This window comes from Nonomuraea sp. N2-4H (assembly GCF_045291505.1).
In the GTDB taxonomy this organism is placed as follows: Bacteria; Actinomycetota; Actinomycetes; order Streptosporangiales; family Streptosporangiaceae; genus Nonomuraea; species Nonomuraea fastidiosa.
In genome coordinates this window covers 6,095,001-6,118,357 of record NZ_CP147987.1, presented here as the reverse complement: position 1 = coordinate 6,118,357, position 23,357 = coordinate 6,095,001, and the positions used below count along the sequence as shown (strand labels likewise).

At 69.3% G+C, this 23,357-nt stretch carries 23 protein-coding genes and 1 pseudogene; 14 read left to right on the top strand and 10 right to left on the bottom strand.

What is annotated here, in order from left to right; all coding sequences use genetic code 11:
- The first annotated feature begins 13 nt into the window (after nt 1-13).
- From WBK31_RS27990 to WBK31_RS27980, 3 genes are read left to right on the top strand one after another with little or no spacing between them, the layout of a single operon-like run.
- Nucleotides 14-436, top strand: coding sequence for a roadblock/LC7 domain-containing protein (locus WBK31_RS27990; RefSeq protein WP_364061257.1), 423 nt, complete (start codon nt 14-16; stop codon nt 434-436).
- 26 nt (nt 437-462) lie between these two features.
- On the top strand, nt 463-825 hold the full coding sequence (locus WBK31_RS27985) for a DUF742 domain-containing protein (protein WP_364061259.1): 363 nt from the start codon (nt 463-465) through the stop codon (nt 823-825).
- Complete coding sequence (locus WBK31_RS27980; protein ID WP_364061262.1) at nt 806-1,387, top strand: ATP/GTP-binding protein; 582 nt, start codon at nt 806-808, stop codon at nt 1,385-1,387. The genes WBK31_RS27985 and WBK31_RS27980 overlap by 20 nt, the downstream gene beginning before the upstream one ends.
- 6 nt (nt 1,388-1,393) lie before the next feature.
- Here WBK31_RS27980 and WBK31_RS27975 read toward each other — a convergent pair whose 3' ends face one another.
- Nucleotides 1,394-2,173, bottom strand: a complete 780-nt coding sequence (locus tag WBK31_RS27975; RefSeq protein ID WP_364061265.1) for a TetR/AcrR family transcriptional regulator — start codon at nt 2,171-2,173, stop codon at nt 1,394-1,396.
- Between the two features lie 78 nt (nt 2,174-2,251).
- Between WBK31_RS27975 and WBK31_RS27970 the strand changes: the two genes are divergently transcribed.
- Both WBK31_RS27970 and WBK31_RS27965 read left to right on the top strand, forming a co-directional pair.
- Nucleotides 2,252-3,184 (top strand): ATP-binding cassette domain-containing protein, encoded by a 933-nt coding sequence (locus WBK31_RS27970; RefSeq protein ID WP_364061268.1) that lies wholly within the window; start codon nt 2,252-2,254, stop codon nt 3,182-3,184.
- The gene (locus WBK31_RS27965; RefSeq protein ID WP_364061271.1) at nt 3,181-3,975 is read left to right on the top strand and encodes an ABC transporter permease; all 795 of its coding nucleotides are present in this window, start codon (nt 3,181-3,183) and stop codon (nt 3,973-3,975) included. Before WBK31_RS27970 ends, WBK31_RS27965 begins: the two co-directional genes overlap by 4 nt.
- An 8-nt stretch (nt 3,976-3,983) precedes the next feature.
- On the opposite strand, the gene WBK31_RS27960 is transcribed toward WBK31_RS27965, so the two are convergent.
- The 6 genes and pseudogenes from WBK31_RS27960 to WBK31_RS27935 all read right to left on the bottom strand — a co-directional run bounded on the left by WBK31_RS27960 (nt 3,984) and on the right by WBK31_RS27935 (nt 10,511).
- On the bottom strand, nt 3,984-4,109 hold the full coding sequence (locus tag WBK31_RS27960) for a hypothetical protein (RefSeq protein ID WP_406673432.1): 126 nt from the start codon (nt 4,107-4,109) through the stop codon (nt 3,984-3,986).
- On the bottom strand, nt 4,070-5,608 hold the full coding sequence (locus tag WBK31_RS27955; protein ID WP_406673431.1) for a choline dehydrogenase: 1,539 nt from the start codon (nt 5,606-5,608) through the stop codon (nt 4,070-4,072). The genes WBK31_RS27960 and WBK31_RS27955 overlap by 40 nt, the downstream gene beginning before the upstream one ends.
- Nucleotides 5,605-6,543 (bottom strand): ABC transporter substrate-binding protein, encoded by a 939-nt coding sequence (locus WBK31_RS27950; RefSeq protein WP_378786831.1) that lies wholly within the window; start codon nt 6,541-6,543, stop codon nt 5,605-5,607. Before WBK31_RS27950 ends, WBK31_RS27955 begins: the two co-directional genes overlap by 4 nt.
- A 65-nt stretch (nt 6,544-6,608) precedes the next feature.
- Complete coding sequence (locus tag WBK31_RS27945; protein ID WP_406673430.1) at nt 6,609-7,574, bottom strand: ABC transporter substrate-binding protein; 966 nt, start codon at nt 7,572-7,574, stop codon at nt 6,609-6,611.
- 55 nt (nt 7,575-7,629) lie between these two features.
- Nucleotides 7,630-9,180: pseudogene (locus WBK31_RS27940) on the bottom strand (ABC transporter permease); the annotation flags it as partial.
- Nucleotides 9,181-9,482: 302 nt separating this feature from the next.
- Complete coding sequence (locus WBK31_RS27935; RefSeq protein ID WP_378790193.1) at nt 9,483-10,511, bottom strand: glycine betaine/L-proline ABC transporter ATP-binding protein; 1,029 nt, start codon at nt 10,509-10,511, stop codon at nt 9,483-9,485.
- 365 nt (nt 10,512-10,876) lie between these two features.
- Between WBK31_RS27935 and WBK31_RS27930 the strand changes: the two genes are divergently transcribed.
- The 4 genes from WBK31_RS27930 (at nt 10,877) to WBK31_RS27915 (ending at nt 14,890) form a co-directional block, all read left to right on the top strand.
- Nucleotides 10,877-13,540, top strand: a complete 2,664-nt coding sequence (locus WBK31_RS27930) for a nitrate- and nitrite sensing domain-containing protein (protein WP_406673429.1) — start codon at nt 10,877-10,879, stop codon at nt 13,538-13,540.
- Nucleotides 13,537-13,959: a roadblock/LC7 domain-containing protein gene (locus WBK31_RS27925; protein WP_364061292.1), complete on the top strand. Its 423-nt coding sequence runs from the start codon at nt 13,537-13,539 to the stop codon at nt 13,957-13,959. Before WBK31_RS27930 ends, WBK31_RS27925 begins: the two co-directional genes overlap by 4 nt.
- A 66-nt stretch (nt 13,960-14,025) precedes the next feature.
- Nucleotides 14,026-14,340, top strand: a complete 315-nt coding sequence (locus WBK31_RS27920) for a DUF742 domain-containing protein (protein ID WP_364061397.1) — start codon at nt 14,026-14,028, stop codon at nt 14,338-14,340.
- Nucleotides 14,321-14,890 (top strand): GTP-binding protein, encoded by a 570-nt coding sequence (locus tag WBK31_RS27915; RefSeq protein ID WP_406673428.1) that lies wholly within the window; start codon nt 14,321-14,323, stop codon nt 14,888-14,890. Before WBK31_RS27920 ends, WBK31_RS27915 begins: the two co-directional genes overlap by 20 nt.
- On the opposite strand, the gene WBK31_RS27910 is transcribed toward WBK31_RS27915, so the two are convergent.
- Together WBK31_RS27910 and WBK31_RS27905 are read right to left on the bottom strand one after the other, a co-directional pair.
- Nucleotides 14,891-15,859, bottom strand: coding sequence for an SIS domain-containing protein (locus WBK31_RS27910; RefSeq protein WP_364061298.1), 969 nt, complete (start codon nt 15,857-15,859; stop codon nt 14,891-14,893).
- Nucleotides 15,856-17,175 carry a hypothetical protein gene (locus WBK31_RS27905; protein WP_406673427.1) on the bottom strand — a complete coding sequence of 440 codons (1,320 nt, stop codon included), beginning with the start codon at nt 17,173-17,175 and terminating at the stop codon, nt 15,856-15,858. The genes WBK31_RS27910 and WBK31_RS27905 overlap by 4 nt, the downstream gene beginning before the upstream one ends.
- A gap of 360 nt (nt 17,176-17,535) precedes the next feature.
- Between WBK31_RS27905 and WBK31_RS27900 the strand changes: the two genes are divergently transcribed.
- The 4 genes from WBK31_RS27900 to WBK31_RS27885 all read left to right on the top strand — a co-directional run bounded on the left by WBK31_RS27900 (nt 17,536) and on the right by WBK31_RS27885 (nt 21,343).
- Nucleotides 17,536-18,657 carry a spermidine/putrescine ABC transporter substrate-binding protein gene (locus WBK31_RS27900; protein WP_364061304.1) on the top strand — a complete coding sequence of 374 codons (1,122 nt, stop codon included), beginning with the start codon at nt 17,536-17,538 and terminating at the stop codon, nt 18,655-18,657.
- Nucleotides 18,658-18,731: 74 nt separating this feature from the next.
- Complete coding sequence (locus WBK31_RS27895) at nt 18,732-19,535, top strand: ABC transporter permease (RefSeq protein WP_364061307.1); 804 nt, start codon at nt 18,732-18,734, stop codon at nt 19,533-19,535.
- Nucleotides 19,528-20,307, top strand: a complete 780-nt coding sequence (locus WBK31_RS27890; protein ID WP_364061310.1) for an ABC transporter permease — start codon at nt 19,528-19,530, stop codon at nt 20,305-20,307. The genes WBK31_RS27895 and WBK31_RS27890 overlap by 8 nt, the downstream gene beginning before the upstream one ends.
- Entirely contained in the window at nt 20,294-21,343 is a 1,050-nt protein-coding gene (locus WBK31_RS27885) for an ABC transporter ATP-binding protein (protein WP_364061313.1), read from the top strand. The genes WBK31_RS27890 and WBK31_RS27885 overlap by 14 nt, the downstream gene beginning before the upstream one ends.
- Here the strand turns inward: WBK31_RS27885 and WBK31_RS27880 are convergent.
- Complete coding sequence (locus WBK31_RS27880; protein WP_364061316.1) at nt 21,337-21,942, bottom strand: TetR family transcriptional regulator; 606 nt, start codon at nt 21,940-21,942, stop codon at nt 21,337-21,339. The genes WBK31_RS27885 and WBK31_RS27880 overlap by 7 nt on opposite strands.
- 126 nt (nt 21,943-22,068) lie before the next feature.
- Here WBK31_RS27880 and WBK31_RS27875 point away from each other — a divergent pair, with 126 nt between their 5' ends.
- Nucleotides 22,069-23,334, top strand: a complete 1,266-nt coding sequence (locus WBK31_RS27875; RefSeq protein WP_364061319.1) for a glycosyltransferase — start codon at nt 22,069-22,071, stop codon at nt 23,332-23,334.
- Nucleotides 23,335-23,357 lie beyond the last annotated feature (23 nt).

Sequence of the window (23,357 nt, the reverse complement as noted above, 5' to 3'; positions counted from 1 at the left end):
CCGGGGAGGATGCGTGACAACCCTTAGTCATGAGGCCAACAAGTTCGACTGGCTGATCACTGACTTCGTCCGTAACACGCCCGGAGTCGCCCACGCCGTCGTCGTCTCGGCCGACGGGCTCTGCCTGGCCGCGTCCGAGGGGTTCCCGCCGGACCGCGCCGACCAGCTCGCCGCGGTGGCCGCCGGTCTGCTGAGCCTGACGGTGGGCGCCTCGCGGGTGTTCGAGGGCGGGGCGGTCACGCAGACCGTGGTCGAGATGCAGCGCGGTCTGCTGCTGGTCATGGCCATCAGCGACGGGTCCGTGCTCACGGTCCTGGCGGGTCCGGATTGTGACATGGGACTCGTGGCGTACCAGATGACGTTGCTGGTAGACAGGGCAGGACAGGTGCTGACTCCGGCCCTGCGCGCGGAGCTTCAGGCCGCCAGGACCCGGTGATGTGATGGAACTGATGGGAGCGGGCCGTGTACGGCACTGACGGGATCGGGGAAGAGGAGCCCCTGTTCCGTCCTTACGCGGTGACGGGTGGCAGGGCTGAGCCGCGCTACCACCTCGCGATGGAGACGTTGATCTCGTCGATGCCGATTCCGGACGAAGAGATGGCGCTGCTCACCCCCGAGCAGGAGGCCATCATGCAGCTGTGCAGGACGTTCCGGTCGGTAGCCGAGATCTCGGCCCTGCTCCGCGTCCCGCTGGGCGTGGCCAGGGTGCTCGTGGCGGACATGTCCGACGAAGGGCTTGTCCGCCTGCACCAGCCACGCCTCAGCGAGGGCCAGCCGGACCTCAACATGCTCGAAAGGGTGCTCAGTGGACTACGCAGGCTCTAGCCCCGGCCTCACGTCGACGAAGATCGTCGTCGCCGGGGGTTTCGGCGTCGGTAAGACGACTTTCGTGGGGGCGGTGTCCGAGATCCTCCCGCTCACCACGGAAGCGGTGATGACCGACGCGTCCGCGGGCATCGACGACCTCGGGCTGACCCCTCACAAGCAGACCACGACCGTGGCGATGGACTTCGGCCGTCTGTCGCTCGACCGTGACCTGATCCTCTATCTGTTCGGCACGCCCGGACAGCACCGGTTCTGGTTCATGTGGGACGACCTGGTGCGCGGCGCGATCGGCGCCGTGGTGCTGCTCGACACGCGCCGCCTGGCCGACAGCTTCCCCGCCATCGACTACTTCGAAGAGGCCAAGCTGCCGTTCATCATCGGCATCAACGGCTGGGACGGCCAGTTCCCGCACTCCGACGAGGAGGTCAGGGAGGCGCTGGCGCTGTCGCCGCAGGTGCCGATCGTGCGCACCGACGCGCGTAACCGCGAGTCGGTCAAGGCGACGCTGATCTCGCTGGTCGAGCACGTCGTACGCCTGCGCGCCGCCCCCGCCGCCTACTGAGACGCCCTACCCGGCCGCTTCACCGGCGGCCCGCCGCCGCACCAGCGCCTCGATGCCGTCGAGCACGCGCTGCAGGCCGAACTCGAAGGCGTGGTCGGGGCTGTAGGCCGCGTTCTGCGCCTCGCCCGCCGCCTGCCCGACCCGGGCGGCGATGGGGAAGCGCTCGGGGTCGGCGATGCGGCTGAAGAACGGCGCGTGCGCGGCCCACCACTGCTCGTCGGTCAGCCCCGTCTTGCTCTCGGCCTGCGCGGCCTCCACGGCGCCCCTGGCGGTGCCGTGCACGAACCCGGTGATCAGCGTGAGCACCGCGTCCATCTCGACGTCGGTCAGGCCGATGCCCTCGATGGCGCTCAGCTCGTAGTCGTACTTGGCCGTGACGTTGGGGCCCAGCACCGGCCTGCTGACCGCCACCTGCAGCAGCCAGGGGTGGCGGAGGTACAGGGCCCAGTTCTCCCTGGCGATCTGCTCCAGCCTGCCCCGCCAGCCGCCCGGCACGTCGGCCGGTCTGGCGGTCTCGCCGTAGACCGTGTCGAGCATGAGGTCGAACAGCTCCGGCTTGCCCGGCACGTACGTGTAGAGGGACATCGTCCCGACGCCCAGCCGCTCGGCCACGCGCCGCATCGACAGCGCCTGGAGCCCTTCGGCGTCGGCCACTTCGATGGCGGCGCGCACGATCCTGCCGACGCTCAGCTCCGGCTTGCCCTTGCGGCCGGTGGGCTCGCTGGTGCGCCACAGCAGCGCGAGGCTGCGCGCGGGGTCGCCCTTGCCCGAGTACTCAACGCTCACCCTCCGAACGGTACACCGTACGGTTGCCCGCCTCTACCGTATTGTGTACGGTACAGCGTACGACAAGGAGGCGGTTCTGTGGCAGCGATATCGGTACGAGGGCTGCGCAAGACGTACGGCGGGAAAACGGCCCTGGACGGCATCGACCTCGACGTCGCCCCCGGCACGGTCTACGGCCTGCTGGGCCCCAACGGCGCGGGCAAGAGCACCACCGTGCGCATCCTCACCACGCTCCTGCGCCCCAGCGGCGGGCGCGCGGAGGTGGCGGGCTTCGACGTGCGCACCCAGCCCCGCCAGGTGCGCGGCAGGATCGGACTGGTCGGCCAGCACGCCGCGGTGGACGAGCTGCTCACCGGCCGGCAGAACCTGGAGATGTTCGGCCGCCTGCACCACCTCGGCGCGGCGGCGGCCCGCGCCAGAGCGGACGAGCTGCTCGAACGCTTCGGCATCGAGCACCCAGGACCGGCCGGGGAGTACTCCGGCGGTATGCGCAGGCGGCTCGACCTGGCCGCGAGCATGATCCTGTCACCGCCCGTGCTCTTCCTCGACGAGCCGACCACGGGGCTCGACCCGCGCAGCCGCACGGAGATCTGGCAGGCGGTGCGCGACCTGGTGGCGGGCGGCACGACCGTGCTGCTGACCACCCAATACCTGGAGGAGGCCGACCAGCTCGCCGACCGCATCGCGGTGATCGACACCGGCCGGGTCGTCGCAGAGGGCACCCCGGAGGCGCTGAAAGCGCGGCTGGGCGGCGATCGGCTCGACGTGGTCGTCCATGACCGGGAGCGGCTGCTCGAGGCGGCAGAGATCATCGAGCGGGTCGCCGGCGAACCCGCCGAGACCGACCCCGGCACCCGCCGCGTGAGCGCGCCCGTCGCCGAGCGGGTGCGCACGCTCGCCGAGGCGCTGAACGCGCTGTCCGCGGCCGGCATCGAGGCCGAGGACGTCGCCCTGCGCCGCCCCACGCTCGACGAGGTCTTCCTGCACATCACCGGAGGTGACCGCCGATGACGGCCACGACCCTGCGCTGGGCGATCGCGGACGGCTGGACGGTCGCCCGCCGCGACCTGATGCACTGGGCCAACCAGCCGATGACGATCGCGGCCGGCGTGATCTTCCCCATCGTCATCACGCTCGCCTTCGGCTACCTGTTCGGCGGCGCGGTCAAGGTGCCGGAAGGCGTGGACTACTTCGCCTTCCTCATGCCCGGCATGTACGGCATGACGATGCTCTTCGGTCTCAGCTCGACCATGATCGCGGTCTCCACGGACGCGGCCAAGGGCGTGACGGACCGGTTCCGTTCGCTGCCGATGGCGCCGTCCGCCGTGCTCACCGGCCGGGCCGTCGCCGACCTGCTGCACTCGGTGCTGATCCTGGCCGGGCTGCTGCTGTGCGGGCTGGCCGTCGGCTGGCGCCCCGCCACGCTCTCCGGCGCCGCGGCCGCGATCGGCCTGCTGCTGCTCCTGCGCTTCTCGCTGCTGTGGGCCGGCGTGTACGCAGGGCTGCGCACCAGGAACCCGGGCGCGGCGGTGACGATCCAGGCCATGGAGTTCCCCATCGGCTTCCTGTCCAACGCCTTCGTCGCCCCCGCCACCATGCCCGGCTGGCTCGGGGCCGTCGCCGAGTGGAACCCGCTGTCGGCGACGGTGGCGGCGGCCAGGGAGCTGTTCGGCGACCAGGGCTGGGGCGGCGACTCCTGGGTCGCCCAGCACGCCGTTCTGATGGCCGTCGCCTGGCCGGCCGCCATCACCGTCGTCTTCTTCGTCCTGTCCGTACGGCTCTTCCAGCGCCTCGACAGGTGAGGTCCCGCTCAGGAGGCGCGGTAGAACTCGACCGGCTCCGGCGGCAGCGGGGTGTTGCCCAGGATGAGGTCGGCGGACTTCTCGGCCAGCATCATCACGGGGGCGTAGATGTTGCCGTTGGTGACGTACGGCATGGCCGATGCGTCCACCACGCGCAGCCCGTCGAGGCCGTGCACGCGCATGGTGTCGGGGTCCACCACCGACATCTCGCCGGTGCCCATCTTGCAGGTGCACGACGGGTGCAGGGCCGTCTCGCCGTCCTTGGCGACCCAGTCGAGGATCTCCTCGTCGGTCTGCACCTGCGGGCCGGGGAGATCTCGCCGCCGTCCAGGTCGGCCCAGGCGGGCTGCGACAGGATGTGCCTGGCGTGCCTGATCGCCTCCACCCACTCCCTGCGGTCCTGCTCGGTCGACAGGTAGTTGAAGCGCAGCGCGGGCTTGCGCCGGGGGTCGCCGGAGGTGATGCGGACCGAGCCGCGGGCGTCGGAGTACATCGGCCCGATGTGCACCTGGTAGCCGTGCCCGCTCGCCGGGGCCGAGCCATCGTAGCGGACGGCGATGGGCAGGAAGTGGAACATCAGGTTGGGGTAGGCCACGTCGTCGTTGGAGCGGATGAAGCCCCCGGCCTCGAAGTGGTTGGTGGCGCCGGGGCCGCCGCGCAGGAAGAGCCAGCTCGCGCCGATGAACGGCCGCCGCCACAGCGCCAGCGAGGGCTGCTGGGAGACGGGCTTGGTGCAGGCGTGCTGGACGTAGACCTCCAGGTGGTCCTGGAGGTTCTCGCCGACGCCCGGCAGGTCGTGCACGACCTTGACGCCGAGCGGTTCGAGCAGCGAGCGCGGCCCCACCCCGGACACCTGGAGGAGCTGCGGGGTGTTGATGGCGCCGCCGCAGAGGATGACCTCCCCGGCCTCGATGCGCTCGCCGTTGCACATGACGCCGGTCGCGCGCGTGCCGTCGAAGAGCACCTTCTCCACGAAGGCGCGGGTCCTGACGGTCAGGTTCCTGCGCTTGCGCACGGGGTGCAGGTACGCGCGGGCGGCGCTGAGCCTCCGGCCGCGGTGGATGGTGCGGTCGAAGGCGGCGAAGCCCTCCTGGCGGTAGCCGTTGACGTCGTCGGTCAGCCGGTGCCCCGCCTGCTGCACGGCCTCGAAGAACGCCTCGAACAGCGGGCCGCGCGCCGGTCCGCGTTCGAGCTTGAGCGGCCCGCTGTCGCCGCGGAAGTCGCTGCCCGGGTCGGCCAGGCAGTTCTCCATGCGCTTGAAGTACGGCAGGCAGTGAGCGTAGTCCCAGCTCTTCATGCCGGGATCGGAGGCCCAGCGCTCGTAGTCGAGCGGGTTGCCGCGCTGGAAGATCATGCCGTTGATGCTGCTGGAGCCGCCCAGCACCTTGCCGCGGGCGTGGTAGATGCGCCGGCCGTTCATGTACGGCTCCGGCTCGGACTCGTACTGCCAGTCGTAGAAGCGGTTGCCGATGGGGAACATCAGGGCGGCCGGCATGTGGATGAAGACGTCCCACAGGTAGTCGGGCCGCCCGGCCTCCAGCACCAGTACCGAGGTCGAGGGGTCGGCGCTGAGCCGGTTGGCCAGGGCGCATCCGGCCGAGCCGCCGCCCACGATGACGAAGTCGAACCTCAACGGGGGATCCAGTCCTTCCACACGATCTTGTTCTCTCGCACCCACCGCTCGGCGGCCTCTTCTGCGGACATCCGCTCGTTGATCATGTAGCTCGCCACGGCGTTCTGGTCGTCGTTGGTCCAGGTGAAGTTGCGGACCAGCTCATACGCCTGCCCGCCCGTCTCGGCGAACCGCCGGCTGACGATCTTGTCGAGCAGGTACGGCGGGTAGTCGCAGGCGACCTTCGCCGGGTCGCTGTCACAGCCCACCGCGTACGGCGGCAGCGCGACCTTGACGAGTTTGATCTTGCTGAAGAGCCATTGCGGTTCGTAGAAATACATCAGCAGCGGCGTCCGATTCTTCGTCGCCGCTTGGGCCGCTTTGATGAGCGCGGCCTCGCTGCCGGAGTAGACGACCTTGTAATTGAGCCCGAGGTTCTTGACGAGAGCCTCGTCGTTGGTGACGAATGTCGGATCCCCGTCAAGCACCTGTCCGGCATTTCCGGTTTTTTCGGTCCGGAAGAGATGTGCGTACTTATTGAGGTTTCGGTAGTCCGTAATGTCGGGATACTTCTTGGCCATCCACTCGGGCACGTACCACCCGATGACGCCTTTGTTGCCCGTCAGCCCCGCCGACAGCGCGACCTTCTTCTCCTCGATGTACTCCTTCTTCAGGTCGTTGTGACCCCAGCTTTCCACGATCACATCGACCTTGCCCGACTCGAAATCCCGCCAGGACTGGTCCTCTTTCGCGGGCCGCTTGTTCACCTGGTAGCCCAGCTCGTGTTCGAGCAGGTACGCCAGCACGGCGGCCTGGGCCTCGTACCCCACCCAGCCGTGGATGTCGATGTTCACGGTCCCCTTGGCCTTCGCCGTGGTCTCGGGCTCGCCGCCGGAGCAGGCGGCGAGCAGCAGGAGCGCGGCGAGCGGGCCGGCCAGCGTCTTCATTCGGATCATGAGAGGTCTCCGGTGACCGCGCCCCGCCGGGGACGGGCGCGCGGTCATGGGGGTTCAGGACGGGGTCACTGGGGGATCCAGGCCTGCCACTTGTCCGGGTTGGCCTCGATCCACTTCTTGGCGGCCTCCTCCCCGGTCATGCCGCCGTTGGTCATGTCGTCGGCCACGGCGTTCTGGTCCTCGTTGGTCCAGTTGAAGTTCTTGATCAGCTCGTACGCCTTGCCGCCGGTCTGCGCGAACTTCGTGCTGACGATCTTGTCGAGGTCCATCTCCGGGTAGTCACAGGCCACCTTCTTCGGGTCGGCGTCGCAGCCCTCGGTGTACGGAGGCAGCTTCACGCGCACCAGCTCGGTCTTGCTGAACAGCCAGTGCGGGTCCCAGAAGTAGAACAGCAGCGGCTTCTTCTGCTCCTGCGCCTGCTGGGCGCTCTTGATCAGGGCCGCCTCGCTGCCGCCGACCACGACCTTGTAGTTGAGCTTGAGGTTCTTGATCAGGGCCTCCTCGTTGCTGACGTACGAGGGGTCGCCGAACAGCAGCTGGCCCTTGCCGCCCGACTCGGAGGTCTTGAACAGGTCGGCGTACTTGTTGAGGTTCTTGTAGTCGGTGATGTCGGGGTACTCGTCGGCCATCCACTTGGGGATGTACCAGCCGATGACGCCCTTGTTGCCGGTGGAGCCGGCCTCCTGGGCGACCTTCTTCTCCTCGATGAACTGTTTCTTCAGGTCGGGGTGGCCCCAGTTCTCGATGATGACGTCCACATCGCCGGTCTCGAAGCCCTCCCAGGCGAGCTGCTCCTTGATCTCCGGCAGCTCCACGTTGTAGTTGAGCTCGTGCTTGAGCAGGTACGCCACGACGTTGGCGCTGGCCTCGTACCCGACCCAGGGGTTGATGGCGATCTTCACGGTCCCGGCGGACCCGGCGGAGGAACCGGACGCGGGCGCCGAGGAGCTGGGTGAGGTCTCCACGGTCGCCCCGCCGCAACCGGCGACGAGCCCTAAGGTGAGCAGGCCTGCGAGCAGGCGAATCTTCATGTGAACTTCCTCTTTCGGGGGACGGGCGCCTGGTGTCGGCGCCCTGCGTGATGCGGTCGAGCATGACGCCGAGGAGCACGGTGGCGACGCCGGCCACGAAGCCCATGCCGAAGTCGGGCCGCTGGGAGAATCCGGCGACCACGTCGTAGCCGAGGGCTCCGGCCCCGACCAGGCCGCCCACGACGACCATGGCGAGGGTCAGCACGATGCCCTGGTTGGCGGCGAGCAGGATGGCCCGCCTGGCCATCGGGAGCTGCACCTTCCACAGCAGCTGCCCCGAGGTGGAGCCGGCCGAGGTGGCGGCCTCGACGGCGGTGGCGGGCACGTTCTTGATGCCGTCTTCGACCAGGCGCACCACCGGCGGCACCGCGTAGATGATGGAAGCGAAGATCGCGGTGAACCTGGTGGTGCCGAAGAGCGCGAGCGCCGGCAGCAGGTACACGAACGCGGGCATGGTCTGCGCGGCGTCGAGCAGCGGGCGCTGGACGGCCGAATAACGCGGCGAGCGGGCCGCCGCCACGCCCAGCACCAGGCCGATGAGCAGCGTCACCAGCACCGCGACGGCGACCGTGGTCATCGTCTGCATGGCGTGCTCCCACACGCCGAGCAGCGCGATGCCGAGCAGGCAGGCCAGCGCCACCAGCGCGGGACGCGGGCCGCTCACCCGCCAGGCCAGGCCCAGCACCGCGAGCGCGACCAGCCACCACGGGGCGCTGGTCAGCAGTGACTCCAGCGGGTTGAGCAGCGCGTGCGAGGTGACGTCCTTGATGAACGTGGTGACCGGGTACCAGCTCGTCTCGGCCCAGCGCACGGCCGCGTTGACCTCGGCGACGACGTCGATCGTGAGGCTCTCCGGCCAGACGGGCGGCAGCACGGGGATGAGCGCGAGCCCGGCGGCGCCCAGCACCCCCGCGCCGATGAGGCCGGTCCTGCCGATCCTGGCGTGGGCGTCGCGGCGGGCGACCGCCATCATCATCCGGTCCAGCACCACCGCCATGACCACGATGGCCACGCCGGCCGGGAGCATGATGCCGACCTGCGCCCGCGACAGGCCGCGGATGATGTCGCCGCCCAGGCCGGGGGCCGAGATCAGGTTGGCGATGACCACCATTGACAGCGCCATCATGATGGTCTGGTTGACGCCCAGTGCCATCGTCGACCTGGCCAGCGGCAGGTAGACCTTGAACAGCGTCTGCCACCTGGTCGCGCCCAGCGAGGTGGACGCCTCCACCGCCGTGGGGGAGACCGACGAGATCGCCAGTGCGGTGATGCGGATGGCGGGCGGGATCGCGTAGATCATGGTGGCGATGGCCCCGGCCGGCGCGCCGATGTGGAAGAACAGCGCAAGCGGCGCGAGATAGGCGAACGTCGGCATGATCTGCATGACGTCGAGCACGGGCGTGATCGCCCGCCGCGTGCGCGCCGACAGCCCCGCCCACACGCCCACCGGCACGCCGATCGCCAGCGACAGCAGCACCGCCACCCCGACCAGGGCCAGCGTGTCCACGCTCGACTCCCACAGGCCCAGCACCCCGAACGCGCTCACGCCGCCGACCGCGAGCAGCGCGATCCGCCAGCCGCCCGCCAGCCAGGCCAGCGCGCCCATGACGCCGGTGATGCCGGGCCAGCCGAGCGCGTACAGGACGGTCTGGAAGAGCGTGTAGAGCTGGCCGACGAAGAGCCGGATGTAGTTGAGGAAGTACAGAAAGAGCGGGTTCTCGTTGCGGTGGTCGTCGATCCACTCGCGCAGCTCGGTGACGGCGAGGAACTGCGGCGCCTCCTTGTCGTGCGGCAGCGTCCCCGTGCCGCGGAAGACCAGGTACGCCGCCACGAACAGCACCGCCGCCCCCGTGGGGGCCGCCCACCTCGGCAGCCCGAGCCTGGAGGGCGTGGCGACGGCCGTGCTGCTCATGCCGTCGCCTTCACGGCCGTCTCCTGGCCGGCCAGGAAGGCCAGTATGTCGTCCCGGTCCACCACGCCTGCGAGCTCGTCGCCGTCCACGACCCTGATCGGCAGCGACGAGCCGGAGGCGACGGCGATGGCGTCCTTGATGACGGTGGTGACGGGCAGCTCGGGACCGTCCAGCGGGTCGCCGGGCGCGGGGTCGCGGCAGATCCAGCGCAGCGTCAGCACGTGGCTGCGCGGCACGTCGCGGACGAAGTCGGCCACGTAGTCGTCGGCCGGCGCGCCCACGAGCTCCTCGGCCGTGCCGAGCTGCACGATCGAGCCCGCCCGCATGATCGCGATGCGCTCGCCCAGCTTCAGCGCCTCCGACAGGTCGTGCGTGATGAAGACCATCGTCTTGCCGACCTCGCGGTGCAGCCTGATCACCTCGGCCTGCATGTCGCGCCTGATCAGCGGGTCGAGCGCGCTGAACGGCTCGTCGAACAGCATCACCTGGGGCTCGACGGCCAGCGCCCTGGCCAGCCCGACGCGCTGCTGCATGCCGCCGGAGAGCTGGTCGGGGTAGGAGTCGGCGTAGCCGTCGAGGCCGACGAGCGAGAGGATCTCGGCCGCTCGCTGGTGCCTGGCCGCCTTGGGCGTGCCCTGGATCTCCAGCCCGTACGCCACGTTGTCGATGACCCTGCGGTGCGGCAGCAGGCCGAAATGCTGGAAGACCATGCTCACCTGGTGGCGGCGGATCTCGCGCAATCGGGCGGGGGAGGCGGCACCGATGTCCTCGCCGGCGATCGTCACCTGGCCGGCGGTGGGTTCGATGAGCCTGGTCAGGCAGCGTACGAGGGTGGATTTCCCGCTGCCCGACAGGCCCATGACGACGAACACCTCGCCGGGGCGCACCTCGAAGCTCACATCGCGTACGGCGGCGGTGCAGCCGGTCTTCTCCCTCAGCGCGGACGGTTCCAAATGCCGATCATCGCTGTTCAGCACCTTGTGCGCCTTCGGTCCGAAGATCTTCCAAAGGCCTGCAACGGTGATTGCCGCGTTGCCGGGAGAATCTCCCACCTGCGCCTCCTCGATTGACGTCGATCAACATATGTGGTGAATAGCCCGTTTCTCAATGGCGTGACCTTCCGGAGATCGGGGTGCGCCGGTGGTGTTACGCGATTGGAACGAGCGAATCGCCCATATGTGGACATTGTCATTGTTAAAGGTTAATTTCGTGCTGCGGCAGCTTCGCGCATGGAGCACCAGGTTCTAACCTCATATGTCACGTGAACCAACATTTGTCGCGTTATGTTTGCTTGGCCACAAGCCATGTGATGTGTTCCAATAACCCGGCACTTGCTGATTTCCTCCGGGCACACGGCCCGATATAGGCCGATTCGGACGAGGTGCGTTCGGTGACAACACAGGTGGGCGTCAAGCAGGCCACTGAGGGCTGGCGGCTGCGCAACTGGCGGGTCCGCGCCCGGCTCGTGGCGCTCATTTTGGTGCCCACCGCGGCCGCCGTTCTGCTCGGCGGCATCCAGGTGCTCAACTCGGCCGCCGCCGCCTCCGACTACGCGCGGACGAACCAGTTCGCCCGGCTCTCGGCCGAGCTCGGCGAGTTCACCCACCTCGTCTCCGCCGAGCGCGCCAGAACCGCCTGGTACATCGCCCGCAACCGGCCCGCCGACGCCTTCGCCGAGGTGCAGTCCCACATGGCGCAGGTGGACCTGTCCGCCAAGCAGGTGCGCGCCATCGCCCAGGAGCTGCTGCCCGACTCCACCGGACGCACCGCCGACCAGCTGGAGAACCTGCTCAACCGGCTCAACGACCTCACCTCGCTGCGCCGCCAGGCCCTGGACGCCAACCTGCTGCCCGGCCCGGCCGTCGAGCTCTACACGGTGATCGTGGGCGGCCTGCTGTCGGTGCACAACGAGCTGGTCAAGGGCAGCGTGGACGACGAGCTGTTCCGCCAGACCCGCATGCTCGACGGGCTGGCCAGGGCCAAGGAGAGCGTGTCGTACCAGCAGGCCCTCATCATCGTGGCGCTGGTCGAGGGCTCGTTCGAGCCCGAGCCGCTCAAGCGGCTGCTCGGCGAGCAGTCCAGGGAGGCGGGCGAGCGCAAGGACTTCGCCGCCGAGGCCACCGCGGAGGAGCGCCGCTTCTTCGACGAGACCGTCAACGGCCGCTCCGCCGACCGCATGCTCTTCCTGCGCGAGCTGGTACTCATCAGGGCCACCACCGGGCTGCCGCTGCGCGGGCTCGACCTGACCAAGAAGGACGACGCCAGGGAGTGGTTCGAGGCGTCGAGCGTGGTACTCGACTCCATGCGCAAGGTCGAGCAGCGCCAGGCCCAGGGCATCGTGCAGCGCAGCGAGGCACTCAGCGCCGACGAGCGGCAGCGCGCCGTCGTGACCGCGATCGCCGTGCTCGCCCTGCTCGTGGCCGTGCTGCTGATCACGACCGGCGTGGCGAGATCCCTCGTACGCCCCCTGCGCCTGCTGCGCGGCGAGGCCCTGGAGATCGCCAGGCGGCTGCCCGAGTTCGTCCAGCACCTGCGCGAGTCCCGCGACGGCGCGGTCAACGTCGAGGTGCCGCCCATCGGCATCTTCACCAAGGACGAGGTGGGCGAGGTCGCGCGGGCCTTCGACGAGGTGCATCGCGAGGCCGTACGCCTGGCCGGCGACGAGGCCAAGCTGCGCTCGAACGTCAACGCCATGTTCGTCAACCTCTCCAGGCGCAGCCAGACCCTGGTCGAGCGGCAGCTCACGCTCATCGAGAAGCTGGAGCGCGGCGAGCGCGACGACGCCAGGCTCGGCGACCTGTTCAAGCTCGACCACCTCGCCACCCGCATGCGGCGCAACAGCGAGAACCTGCTGGTCCTCGCCGGTCAGGAGGCCGCGCGCAAGTGGAGCGAGCCGGTCGAGCTGATGGACATCGTCCGGGCCGCGCTGGGCGAGGTCGAAAGCTACGACCGGGTCAGCATCCAGGTCCAGTCGGACGTCGCCATCGCCGGACAGGCCGTCACCGACGTCGTGCACCTGCTCGCCGAGCTGGTCGAGAACGCGGTGTCCTTCTCGCCCGGTGACACCAAGGTCATCATCTCCAGCAGCCGCATCGACGGCGGCAGCCTGCTGCTGTCGGTCACCGACCACGGCATCGGCATGACGCAGGAGGAGCTGGCCGAGGCCAACTGGCGGCTGGCCAACCCGCCCGTCGTGGACGTGTCCGTCTCGCGGCGCATGGGCCTGTTCGTGGTCGGCCGGCTGGCCCTGCGGCACAACATCAAGGTGCAGCTCCGGCTGCAGGACACCGGCGGGCTGACCGCCATGGTGCTGGTTCCGCCCGTGCTCCTCACCGGAGTGCCGGGGCCGGTGCCCGGCGCGGGCCAGCGGCAGCGGGCGTCCCGGCAGCCGCACACGCCGGCGCACGCGGCCGCCCCGGCCCCCGCGTACCCGGCCCCGCCGTCCCCGCCGTCCCCGCCGTCCCTGACGTCGCTGCCGTCGCTCACCGGGGGACACCCGTCCTTCGACACCTCGTCAGACACAGGGGCGGCGCCGTCGTACGACGGGCTCGCGCTCCGCAACGGCGCGGCGGGCCAGGGCGCGGCCGAGCCGTCGTGGTTCGACGTCACCCCCACCCCGGCGCACGCGATGGAGCAGGCGGCCCCCGAGCCGCCGCCCGCACGGCCCGACCCGCTGACCGCGCCCAGCTCCGAGCTGGGCATCTCCCACAGGCCCGAGCCCGCCGCGCAGGACCACGCGCCCGAGCCCGTGACCGAGGTGAGCAGCTGGTTCAGCCGCTCAGCCCCCACCGCGGACCACCGAGACCAGTCCTGGCCGTCCGCGGCCGACCAGGGCCGGCAGGCCGCCGGCGCCGCCGAGCCGGTCAAGAGCGGGACCACGAACTCCGGCTTGCCGAAGCGAACCCCGCGCGCGAACCTGGTACCGGGGACCGCGAACCCGAAACCTCCGCCCGTTCCCGCTCCTCCGGTCTCCCCCGACCGGCTGCGCAGCCGGCTGGCCAGCTACCAGCAGGGTGTACGCAAAGGACGCGCCGAGCTTGAGGAGGACTCATGAAGGAGCTGAGCCAGGCCGCCAAAGACGTCAATTGGCTCGTCACCGGCTTCGTCGAAGAGGTCCCGGGCGTGGCGCACGCGGTGGTGGTCTCCGCCGACGGGCTGCCGATGGCCTACTCCCGCGGCTTCCCCCAGGAGCGCGCCGACCAGCTCGCCGCCATCGCGGCCGGCCTGGTGAGCCTGACGCAGGGCTCGGCACGGGTGTTCGGCGGTGGCGAGGTCACCCAGACCCTCGTGGAGATGCAGCGCGGGCTGCTGCTGGTGATGGCGATCAGCGACGGATCCTGCCTCGCGGTGCTGGCCGCGCCCGACTGCGACATGGGCCTGGTCGCCTACCAGATGACGATCCTGGTCGAGCGCGCGGGGCAGGTGCTCACTCCTGCCGTGCGAGCGGAGTTGTCCTCCGTGCGCCCCTGGTGATGGGAGTGAACCTTGGCATCGTGGCACGACCAGGAAGAGGAGCCGGAGCGCAGCTCGCTCGTCCGCATGTACGCCGTCACCGGCGGACGTACGGCGCCGCGGACGAACCTCGCCATGGAGGCCCTGGTGTCATCGGCCACCTCGGCTCAGCTCGGCACGACGTACACACGCGAGTACCGGGCGATCAGCGAGCTGTGCCGCCAGGTACGCTCGGTGGCGGAGATCTCGGCGCTGCTCAGCGTGCCGCTCGGCGTGGCACGGGTGCTGGTCGCCGACATGGAGGCGGACGGGCTGGTCAGGGTGTACCAGCCGCAGCTTGAGGCGGGCCTGCCCGACAGAGGCCTGCTCGAAAGGGTTCTCAGTGGACTTCGCAGGCTCTAACCCCGGGCTCACCTCGACGAAGATCGTTGTCGCCGGCGGCTTCGGCGTGGGCAAGACCACCTTCGTCGGCGCGGTGTCGGAGATCATGCCCCTCACCACCGAGGCGGTGATGACCGACGCCTCGACCGGCATCGACGACCTCGGCCACACGCCGGGCAAGAGCACCACCACCGTGGCGCTGGACTTCGGCCGGCTCTCGCTCTCCGACGACCTGATCCTCTACCTGTTCGGCACGCCGGGCCAGCACCGGTTCTGGTTCATGTGGGACGACCTGGTGCGCGGCGCGATCGGGGCGGTGGTGCTGGTCGACTCGCGGCGGCTGGCCGACAGCTTCCCCGCCGTCGATTACTTCGAGAACTCCGGCATCCCGTTCATCATCGGGTTGAACGGCTGGGACGGCCAGTTCCCGCACAACGAGCACGAGGTGCGGGAGGCGCTGACGATCTCCGCCCACGTGCCGATCGTGCGCACGGACGCGCGGGCCAGGGAGGCGGTCAAGAACACCCTGATCGCGCTGGTCGAGCACGCGCTTACTGTACGCGCGCACTGATCAGCCGTCCTCCTGGGCCGACCACCAGTAGGCCGCCACCAGCTCGGCCACCAGCGTCTCGGTGAGCAGGGCCACGTCGGGGTCGTCGTCGTGCACGTAGCGGACCGCCGCGGCGGCGTCCTTCACCTCGCCGCCCACGGTCACCACTGTGGAGCCGCGCTGCCGTACCCAGTCCATGGCCTGCTCGTCGTAGCGGGAGCCGGGGAAGAGCAGCGCGCGGTAGTCGAGGGTCTTGGTGAGGTAGACGTCCACGTGCGACCAGTCGCCGCTCTCGCAGGCGTCGGCCGGGCGGCGCGGGCCCTCCCGCAGCATCAGCGCCGACTGCTCCGCCGACGACAGGCGCTCGGCGGGGGCGATCGTGTAGACGCCGTGCGGGCCGTCCAGCAGCTCCAATGTCAGCGGCAGCCACTCGTCCCTGCGCTCCAGCAGGTCGGCGGTGGCCTCTGCGGCCCGCTCGACGAGCGCGGGCAGGTCCCGGGTGCGGCCGGTGAGCCGGCTCTCCAGGGCGAGCAGCAGGGCCAGCGTGTGCTGGAACGTCCGGCAGGCGACACCGCCGCGTTCCTCGCCCGCCCGCATCTCCACCACCAGGTCGGCGGCCTTCGCGAGCGCGGCGTCCGGGCGGTTGGTGAGCGCAGCCACGAACGAGGGCCCGCCCTGGTACGCCTCCACCGCGTCGAGCGTCTCGCGGCTGCCGCCGGTCGCCGAGATCGGCACCACCAGGGTGCCCGGGGCGGGCGGGAACGCGGCGGCGGCCGAGGCGTACTCGGCGACGGCGGCGACCCCGGCGGCGCGCAGCCTGCGGGCCGCCACCCCCGCCGCGTAGCGGGAGCTGCCCATGCCGAGGAACAGCACCCGGTCGACGTCCTCCGGCAGCCCGTCGAAGGGGTCGCCCGCCCGCAGCGCGGCGGCCAGGCCGGCGAGCGCCTCCGGCTTGCTCTCCAGGTCGGACAGGTAAAGCTCGGATTTCACGCGATGTTCTCCTCAGGTTTCTCCGCGCAGTGCCGCGAAGGGTCGTCTGCGGCCCGCGGCGCGGGCTCCTCCCCAGGGGTCTCCGTGGGGAACTGGGCGACATCCCCCGCAGGGGCGCCGGTGAGGTGCGGTGCGGGGGTGTCCGTGGGGTGCGGGGCGCCGTCTCCCGCAGGGGTGCCGGCGGGGTGCGGTGCGGGGGTGTCCGTAGGGTGCGGGGCGGCGTCTGCCGGCGGAGCGCCGGCGTCCGGCGCAGGGGTTTCCTCGGGGTACCAGGTGCGCAGGACGCCCATCGGGGCGTAGCGCCAGCGGGGCAGGTGGCGGGCGGCGTAGATCAGCTCGCGGCACTCCTGCTCCACCTCGAACGGGCGGATCAGCCGCTCATCCAGCAGATCGCTCCGGTGCCGCTCGGCCAGGCGGGCGCGGTAGGCGGCGAGCAGGGCGGCGCGGGCCTCTCGCGCCCAGGCGGCGGCCCGGTCCGGCGGGGTGCCGCGCCGCTTGATCGCCACCTGGGCCACGTGTTCGAGGCTGGTGGTGAGCTGGGCCACGTCACGGGCGGCCGGCTGGCGTGGGTCGGCGTCGGTGACCGTGGGGTTGCCGTCGAAGTCGATCACCGCGTAGCCGTCGCGCCACTTGAGTATCTGGCCGACGTGCAGGTCACCGTGGATCCTGATCAGCGGCGTGGTCATGGGTGCGGCCAGCGAGGCCAGCTCCCTGCGCATGGCGTCGGCCCGTCCGGCGAGCCACGCGCCGTCCTCGCCCTCGGTCACCGCCAGCGCCTCACCCAGCGCTTCCTCCGCCCGCTCCGCGAACGCCTGCTCCGGGCGCGTGTCCTCGGCTCGTTCCGCGGGCGCCGTCGTGGCGGCCGCCGCGTCTCCTGCCGCGCGCGCCTCTGCGGGCGTCCGCCCCGAGTCCGAGGAGGTGGGGGAGGCGGCGGGGCCGCCCGGGAGCGCGGGGCCTGCGGACGGCGGGGGCGCGGATTGCGCAGGGTGGGGGAGGGTGGACAGCGCGAGGTGGAGGTCGGCGGCGAGGCGGCCGAGTTCGGTCGCGAACGCCGTGGAGCCGGCGACGGCGTCGTCCACGCACCACTCCCAGCCGTCCCTGGCATCCGGAAGGTAACCGGTGACCAGCGCTAGGAGGTGTTCCCTGCCCTCTACCACGCCGGTCAGGACGGCGTAAGGAGGAGCGGTGTCCTTGAATCCAGCCTCAACGAGGTGGGCGAGGATGTCAGGGGTGGGATGGGGGAGGGGCGCGGGCGGGGTGAGCCACTTCACGACGACCCGCTCGTCCACCACCACCGAGTAGTTCGTCTGGTCCACGTGAGCTCCGAAGTCGCGCTCACCTGGGACCCCAGTGTGGAGATCTCCAAGCCCGTACGAGAAGGTGGGCAACGGCAGAAATCGCCGTACGGACAGAGGTGCCGGTGCCTCCTCCCCGAGGCACGCCACGAGCGCGGCGCTGAGCCCGCGATCTCGCGGGGTGAGCGGTCTCTCACCCAGAGAGAGCACCCGGCGGCGTATTGAATCCCAATTCAACTCGTGGACCAAACTTCCAGGTAGCAATGTCATCAAAAGTCTTGCTCATGTTGATTTCTGCTGCAACACTCCTGCTCTGGTCTGCTGTGTCCGGTAAGGTCGCGCGACCCCTCTTACATCTCAATTTCAGAAGGAGTAGCGGCCGTGTCCCGTTCCCGGTTCACCCGTCGTTTCCCGGCCACCATCGCGGTGGTCGGCCTCGCGCTTGCCGTCGCGGCGTGCGGCGGTGGGGCCTCGTCAAGTTCACAGGACACGACGGGGGCGGCGGCCGAGCTCAAGCCCAACGCGGACCTGACGAAGCAGTCGTTGCAGGTCACGGTGTGGGATGGCTACCTGCCTAAGGAGCTGGCCGACAAGGTCAAAGCGACCCTCAAGGTCAAGGACATGACCATCACCTTGCACGACACCAATGAGATCGCGATGACCAAGCTCACCGCCCCCGGCGACAGTGGCATCGACGTGGCGTTCGTCTCCGGTCAGTACGCCCAGGCGCTCAACGCCATGGGCCTGCTGGAGCCGATCCACCCCGAGCTGATCCCCAACTTGGCCAACCTCTACCCCGAGGCCACGCAGCTGTCCTATGACAAGGGCAACAAGTACTCCGTGCCCTACACCTGGGGCACGACCGGCATCTGCTACCGCAAGGACCTCGTGAAGAAGGTCCCGGACAGCTGGAACGATCTCCTCAAGCCGCCGGCCTGGGCCGACAAGAAGGTCACGATGATGACCACCGAGCGCTGGCTCGCCCTGCCCGCGCTCAAGGCGCTCGGCTTCTCGGTCAACACCGACAAGGACGAGGAGATCGAGCAGGCCCGCAAGCTGCTGCTCGAGCAGAAGCCCCACCTGCTCACCTACGACGACACCACGTTCGGTGAGCGCCTGCAGAGCGGCGAGGCCGTGATGGTGGAGGCGTGGGACGGCTGGTGCCCGACCACCGACCCCAAGGGCAACATCGGGTTCGCGAACCCCAAGGAGGGCAGCGACCTCTGGGTGGACACCATGGTGATCATGAAGTCCTCCAAGAACAAGGAGGCCGCGCACGCCCTGATCAACTACATCCTGAGCCCCGAGATCCACAGCTGGGCGGCCGAGAACATCAACTACAAGGTCCCCAACAAGGCGGCTATGGAGCGGGTGAAGATCCCGAAGGGTTCGCTGCTCGGCATCACGCCGGACAAGCTGCTCGACGGTGAGTCGATCATCGACCTCGGTCCGGCGTCCACCAAGTACACCCGTCTGTCCGCCGACATCCAGGCGGCGAAGTAGTTGTCGTTGTAGTGGAATCAAAGGTCAAGGCCCGGCCGGCGTCCCGCTCCCGAGGGCGCCGGCTGGGCGCGTTCGTGTTCCTGACGCCGGGGCTCACCTACCTGCTGGTGCTGCTGCTGGTGCCCCTCGCGCTGGTGCTCAGCTACACGGTCTTCCAGCGGGGGCGCTTCGGCGGGGTCGTCTACGAGTTCACCACCGAGAACTTCAGCCGCCTGCTCGACCCGCTCTACTTCGACGTGGTCGTCCAGTCGCTGAAGATCGCGGTGCTGACGACCGTGATCGCGCTGCTGATCGGCTATCCGACGGCGTACCTGATCGCGCAGCTTCCGCGTAAGTGGAAGACGATCGCGCTGGTCGCCGTCGTGCTGCCGTTCTGGACGAACTTCATCATCCGCGTCTACGCGTGGATCATCCTGCTGAGCGGTCCCGGTCTGATCAACAGCGCGCTGAACGTCTTCGGCATCGAGCCGCTGGAGCTGCTCTACAACGACGGCGCGATCGTGACCGGACTGTTGTACTCGTACCTGCCGCTCATGGTGCTGCCGCTGTACGCCGCCATCGAGCGTCTCGACCCGCAGCTCCGCGAGGCGTCGGCCAACCTGGGCGCCTCGGCGTTCACCACGTTCAGGAAGGTCACGCTGCCGCTGACCCTGCCGGGCGTGCTGACCGGGAGCATGTTCGTGTTCGTGCCGAGCCTCGGCAACTTCGTCATCCCCGAGCTGCTCGGCGGCAGCAAGTCGATCATGGTGGGCAACCTCATCAGGCAGCAGTTCCTGACGGCGCGCGACTGGCCATTCGGCTCGACGCTGGCGCTGGCGGTCATCGCGGTGCTGATCGTGCTGCTCATGATTCAGGCATGGGTGACGCGCCGTGCGTAGGTCGAAGTTCCTGTACGTCCCGTTCTGGGCCACGTACGTCTTCCTGTACCTGCCGATCGTCGTCCTGGTCGTGATGTCGTTCAACGCGGGCGACTCGGCCTACAGCTTCGACGGCTTCAGCCTCAAGTGGTACGGCGAGCTGGTCCGCGACGACCGGGTGCTCTCGGGCGTGGTGAACACGCTGATCGTGGCCGCCGGGTCCACGGTGATCGCCACCGTGCTCGGCACGCTGCTGGCGGTCGGCCTGGTCAGGCACACCAGATCCAAGGTGCTCGAAGCGATCTCGCTGATGCCCGCCGTGCTGCCCGACCTGGTGATCGCCATCGGGCTGCTGCTGTTCTACGGGGCGATCCAGCTCACGCTCGGCCTGTACTCGGCGGTGCTGGCGCACGGCGTGTTCTCGATGGCGTTCGTGGCGGCGGTGGTGCGCACCCGGCTGACGGGGGCCGACACCTCGCTGGAGGAGGCCTCGCGCGACCTCGGCGCGGGCCCGGTCACGACGTTCATGAAGATCACGCTGCCGCAGCTGATGCCGGGCATCGTGGCCGGCGCGCTGCTCGCGTTCACGCTGTCGCTGGACGAGTTCGTGATCGCGTACTTCACGATCGGCAACAGCGAGCAGACGCTGCCGATCGTCATCTATTCCATGATCAGATTCGGGGTCACTCCGAAGATCAACGCGCTGGCCGCGATCCTGCTCCTGGTGAGCTTCACCGCCGTGATCGCCGGACAGCGCCTGACCAAGATCGGGGAATCGCGTGCTCAAGATTGACGGGATCACCCGGAGATTCGGCAGTGTCACCGCGCTGGACGACGTCTCGCTGGAGATCCGCCAGGGGGAGTTCTTCGCCCTGCTCGGCCCCTCCGGGTGCGGCAAGACCACGCTGCTGCGCATCATCGCGGGCTTCGAGACGCCCGACGCGGGCGGCGTCACGCTCGACGGCGAGGACCTGCTCGCCAAGCCGCCGAACAAGCGGCCGATCAGCATGATGTTCCAGTCGTACGCGCTGTTCCCGCACATGACCGTGGCCAAGAACGTCGCGTACGGGCTGGAGCGCGAGCGCCTGCCCCGCGCCGAGATCAAGCAGCGGGTCGGCGAGGTGCTGGAGACGGTCGGCCTGTCGGCGCACGCCTCGCGCAAGCCCGCCCAGCTCTCCGGCGGCCAGCGGCAGCGGGTCGCCCTCGCCCGCTCGATCGTCAAGCGGCCCCGGCTGCTGCTGCTCGACGAGCCGCTGTCGGCCCTGGACAAGAAGGTCCGCGCCGACATGCAGCTCGAACTCAAGCGGCTGCAGAACGAGGTGGGCATCACGTTCGTGGTCGTGACGCACGACCAGGAGGAGGCCATGTCGCTGGCCGACCGCATCGCGGTCTTCGACAGCGGCAAGGTCTGCCAGGTGGACGAGCCGATCGAGCTCTACGAGCGGCCCCGCACGCCGTTCGTGGCCGACTTCGTCGGCGCCAACAACCTCTTCGAGGGCACCGTGAACGGTTCGGACGGCATCAAGAGCGAGGCGTTCGGCACGCTCGAGGGCACGCTGATCGAGGAGCTGGATGAGGGCACCGGCGCGCTGCTCGCGGTCCGGCCCGAGAAGATCGAGCTGGCCGGCGAGGACGACACCAGGGGCCTGCCGGGCACCGTGCTCGACGTCAGCTTCTTCGGCGGCGTCTCGCACCTGTCGATCGAGGTGAAGGACCGCGACAAGCCGGTGCTGGCCGCCGTCCAGGGCGCCAGCACGATCAAGGCCGGCGCCAAGGTCAAGGTGTGCTGGAAGGCCGAGGACGCGGTCATCATGGCGGCGGGTCAGTGAATCAGGTCGTTGCCCGTGGCCGCGCGGGCGTAGGAGAGGATCAGCTCGGCCGCCTCGTCCGGGCCGATCAGGGGGTGCCTGGCGGTGATGCGGTAGCCGTAGGCGTCCTCCAGGGCCACCAGGTTGCGGGCGATCGTCAGCGAGTCGGCGCTCAGCCGGAACACGCCGATCGCCGCCCCGGTGTCCAGGATCGCCTGGTACATCGAGACCTGGCGGTCGTAGAGGGAGGTGAGCAGCACGCCGTAGACGCGGTTGCGGCCCGCGGCTCCGCCCAGCTCGTTGAGCAGGCGCACGTCGGGGTCGAGCGGCCCGGTGGGCAGCCCCGACCTGATCGTGACGACCAGCTTCTCGACCGGGTCGGTGAGGGTGGCGAGCTGGCGCAGGCGCTGCTCGTAGAAGCGCTCCATGCCCGCCTGCTGCGCCTCGACCAGCAGCTCGCTGAGGTCGGGGTAGTGGTACAGCACGGCCCCGGAGGTCAGCCCGGCCTCCTCGGCGACGTGCGAGAGCTGTACGCCGTCGATGCCGTGGCGGATGATGGCCCTGCGCGCGGCCTCGATCAAGTCGATGCGCCGATCACTGCGGCTCTTACGCTGAGCCACCCTCACCACCTTCACTCGTTGGGCCACTTTTCAGTTAGCCGTGACCATAGTGCCCTTAACTTGACCTTCACGCTAGATCCGTTTTTGAATTCACCTTCAAAATAACGAGTGTCCCCAGGAGTCTCGATGTCTCTCACGTTCCTGTTCATGCCGGAAAGCGCGTACGGACCGACCAACAACTGCATCGGCATCGGCGACATCCTGCGCAAGCGCGGTCACCGCGTCGTCTTCGCCGCCGAGGCGTCATGGAAGGGCAAGCTCGAGGCCCTCGGCTTCGAGGAGGACCTGGTCGACCTGGCCCCGCCGTCCGACGAGGAGCAGGACCCGGGCCAGTTCTGGAAGGACTTCATCCGCGACACGGCGCCGGAGTACCGCAAGAGCACGAGGGAGCAGCTCGAGACCGTCATCAAGCCCATCTGGGCCGAGCTGATCGACGGCGCGAAGTACTGCGAGCCGCAGCTCAAGGCCATCATCGAGCGGGTGAACCCCGACGTGATCATCGAGGACAACGTGCTCACGTTCCCCGCTCTGATCACCGCGGGCAAGAAGTTCGTCCGGATCGTCTCCTGCCAGCCGCTGGAGGTGCGCGGCCCGAACATCCCGCCGGTCTTCTCCGGCCTGCCCGCCGGCGACCGCTCGGAGTGGGACGCCTTCCGCGCCGAGTACGAGCGCACCCACCGCGAGCTGTGGACCGCCTGGAACGAGTGGTGCGTCGAGCAGGGCACCCCGCCGCTGCCCGACCTCGACTTCATCCACGAGGGCGACCTGAACCTCTACGTCTACCCGGAGATCCTCGACTACGTCGCCGACCGCCCCCTGGGCCCGACGTGGCACCGCCTGGACTCCTCGGTGCGCGAGACCGACGAGGACTTCACGCTGCCCTTCGAGCGCAACGAGCACGCGCTGATCTACTTCTCGCTCGGCTCGCTCGGCTCCGCCGACGTGGAGCTCATGCAGCGCGTGATCGACGTGCTGGGCACCACCCCGCACCAGTACATCGTCTCCAAGGGCCCGCTGCACGAGGAGATCAAGCTCCACGACAACATGTGGGGCGAGGAGTTCCTTCCGCAGACTAAGATCATCCCACTGTGTGACTTGGTCATCACCCATGGCGGCAACAACACGACCACCGAGGCACTGCACTTCGGCAAGCCGATGATCTTGCTGCCGCTCTTCTGGGACCAGTACGACAACGCCCAGAGGGTCGATGAGCTCGGCTACGGTGTGAGGCTCTCCACCTACACCTTCGCCGACGAGGAACTCACAGGGGCGATCGCGAAGCTGCTCGGCGACACCGAGCTGCGGGCGCGCATCGCCGCCGCGGGCGAGGAGATCCGGCGCCGTGACGGCCTGCGCAAGGCCGCCGACCTGATCGAGCAGCTCGCTCGTTAGCACGACCTGAAAGTTGAAGTCTT

What these genes read in the sequence shown, in the direction of transcription:
- WBK31_RS27960 (WP_406673432.1), bottom strand. Translation starts at nt 4,109, where the DNA reads ATGCCGTACGTCACCAACGGCAACATCTACGCCCCCGTGATGATGCTG.
- WBK31_RS27875 (WP_364061319.1), top strand. Translation starts at nt 22,069, where the DNA reads ATGTCTCTCACGTTCCTGTTCATGCCGGAAAGCGCGTACGGACCGACC.
- WBK31_RS27945 (WP_406673430.1), bottom strand. Translation starts at nt 7,574, where the DNA reads ATGAAGATTCGCCTGCTCGCAGGCCTGCTCACCTTAGGGCTCGTCGCC.
- WBK31_RS27950 (WP_378786831.1), bottom strand. Translation starts at nt 6,543, where the DNA reads ATGATCCGAATGAAGACGCTGGCCGGCCCGCTCGCCGCGCTCCTGCTG.
- WBK31_RS27965 (WP_364061271.1), top strand. Translation starts at nt 3,181, where the DNA reads ATGACGGCCACGACCCTGCGCTGGGCGATCGCGGACGGCTGGACGGTC.
- WBK31_RS27925 (WP_364061292.1), top strand. Translation starts at nt 13,537, where the DNA reads ATGAAGGAGCTGAGCCAGGCCGCCAAAGACGTCAATTGGCTCGTCACC.
- WBK31_RS27920 (WP_364061397.1), top strand. Translation starts at nt 14,026, where the DNA reads ATGTACGCCGTCACCGGCGGACGTACGGCGCCGCGGACGAACCTCGCC.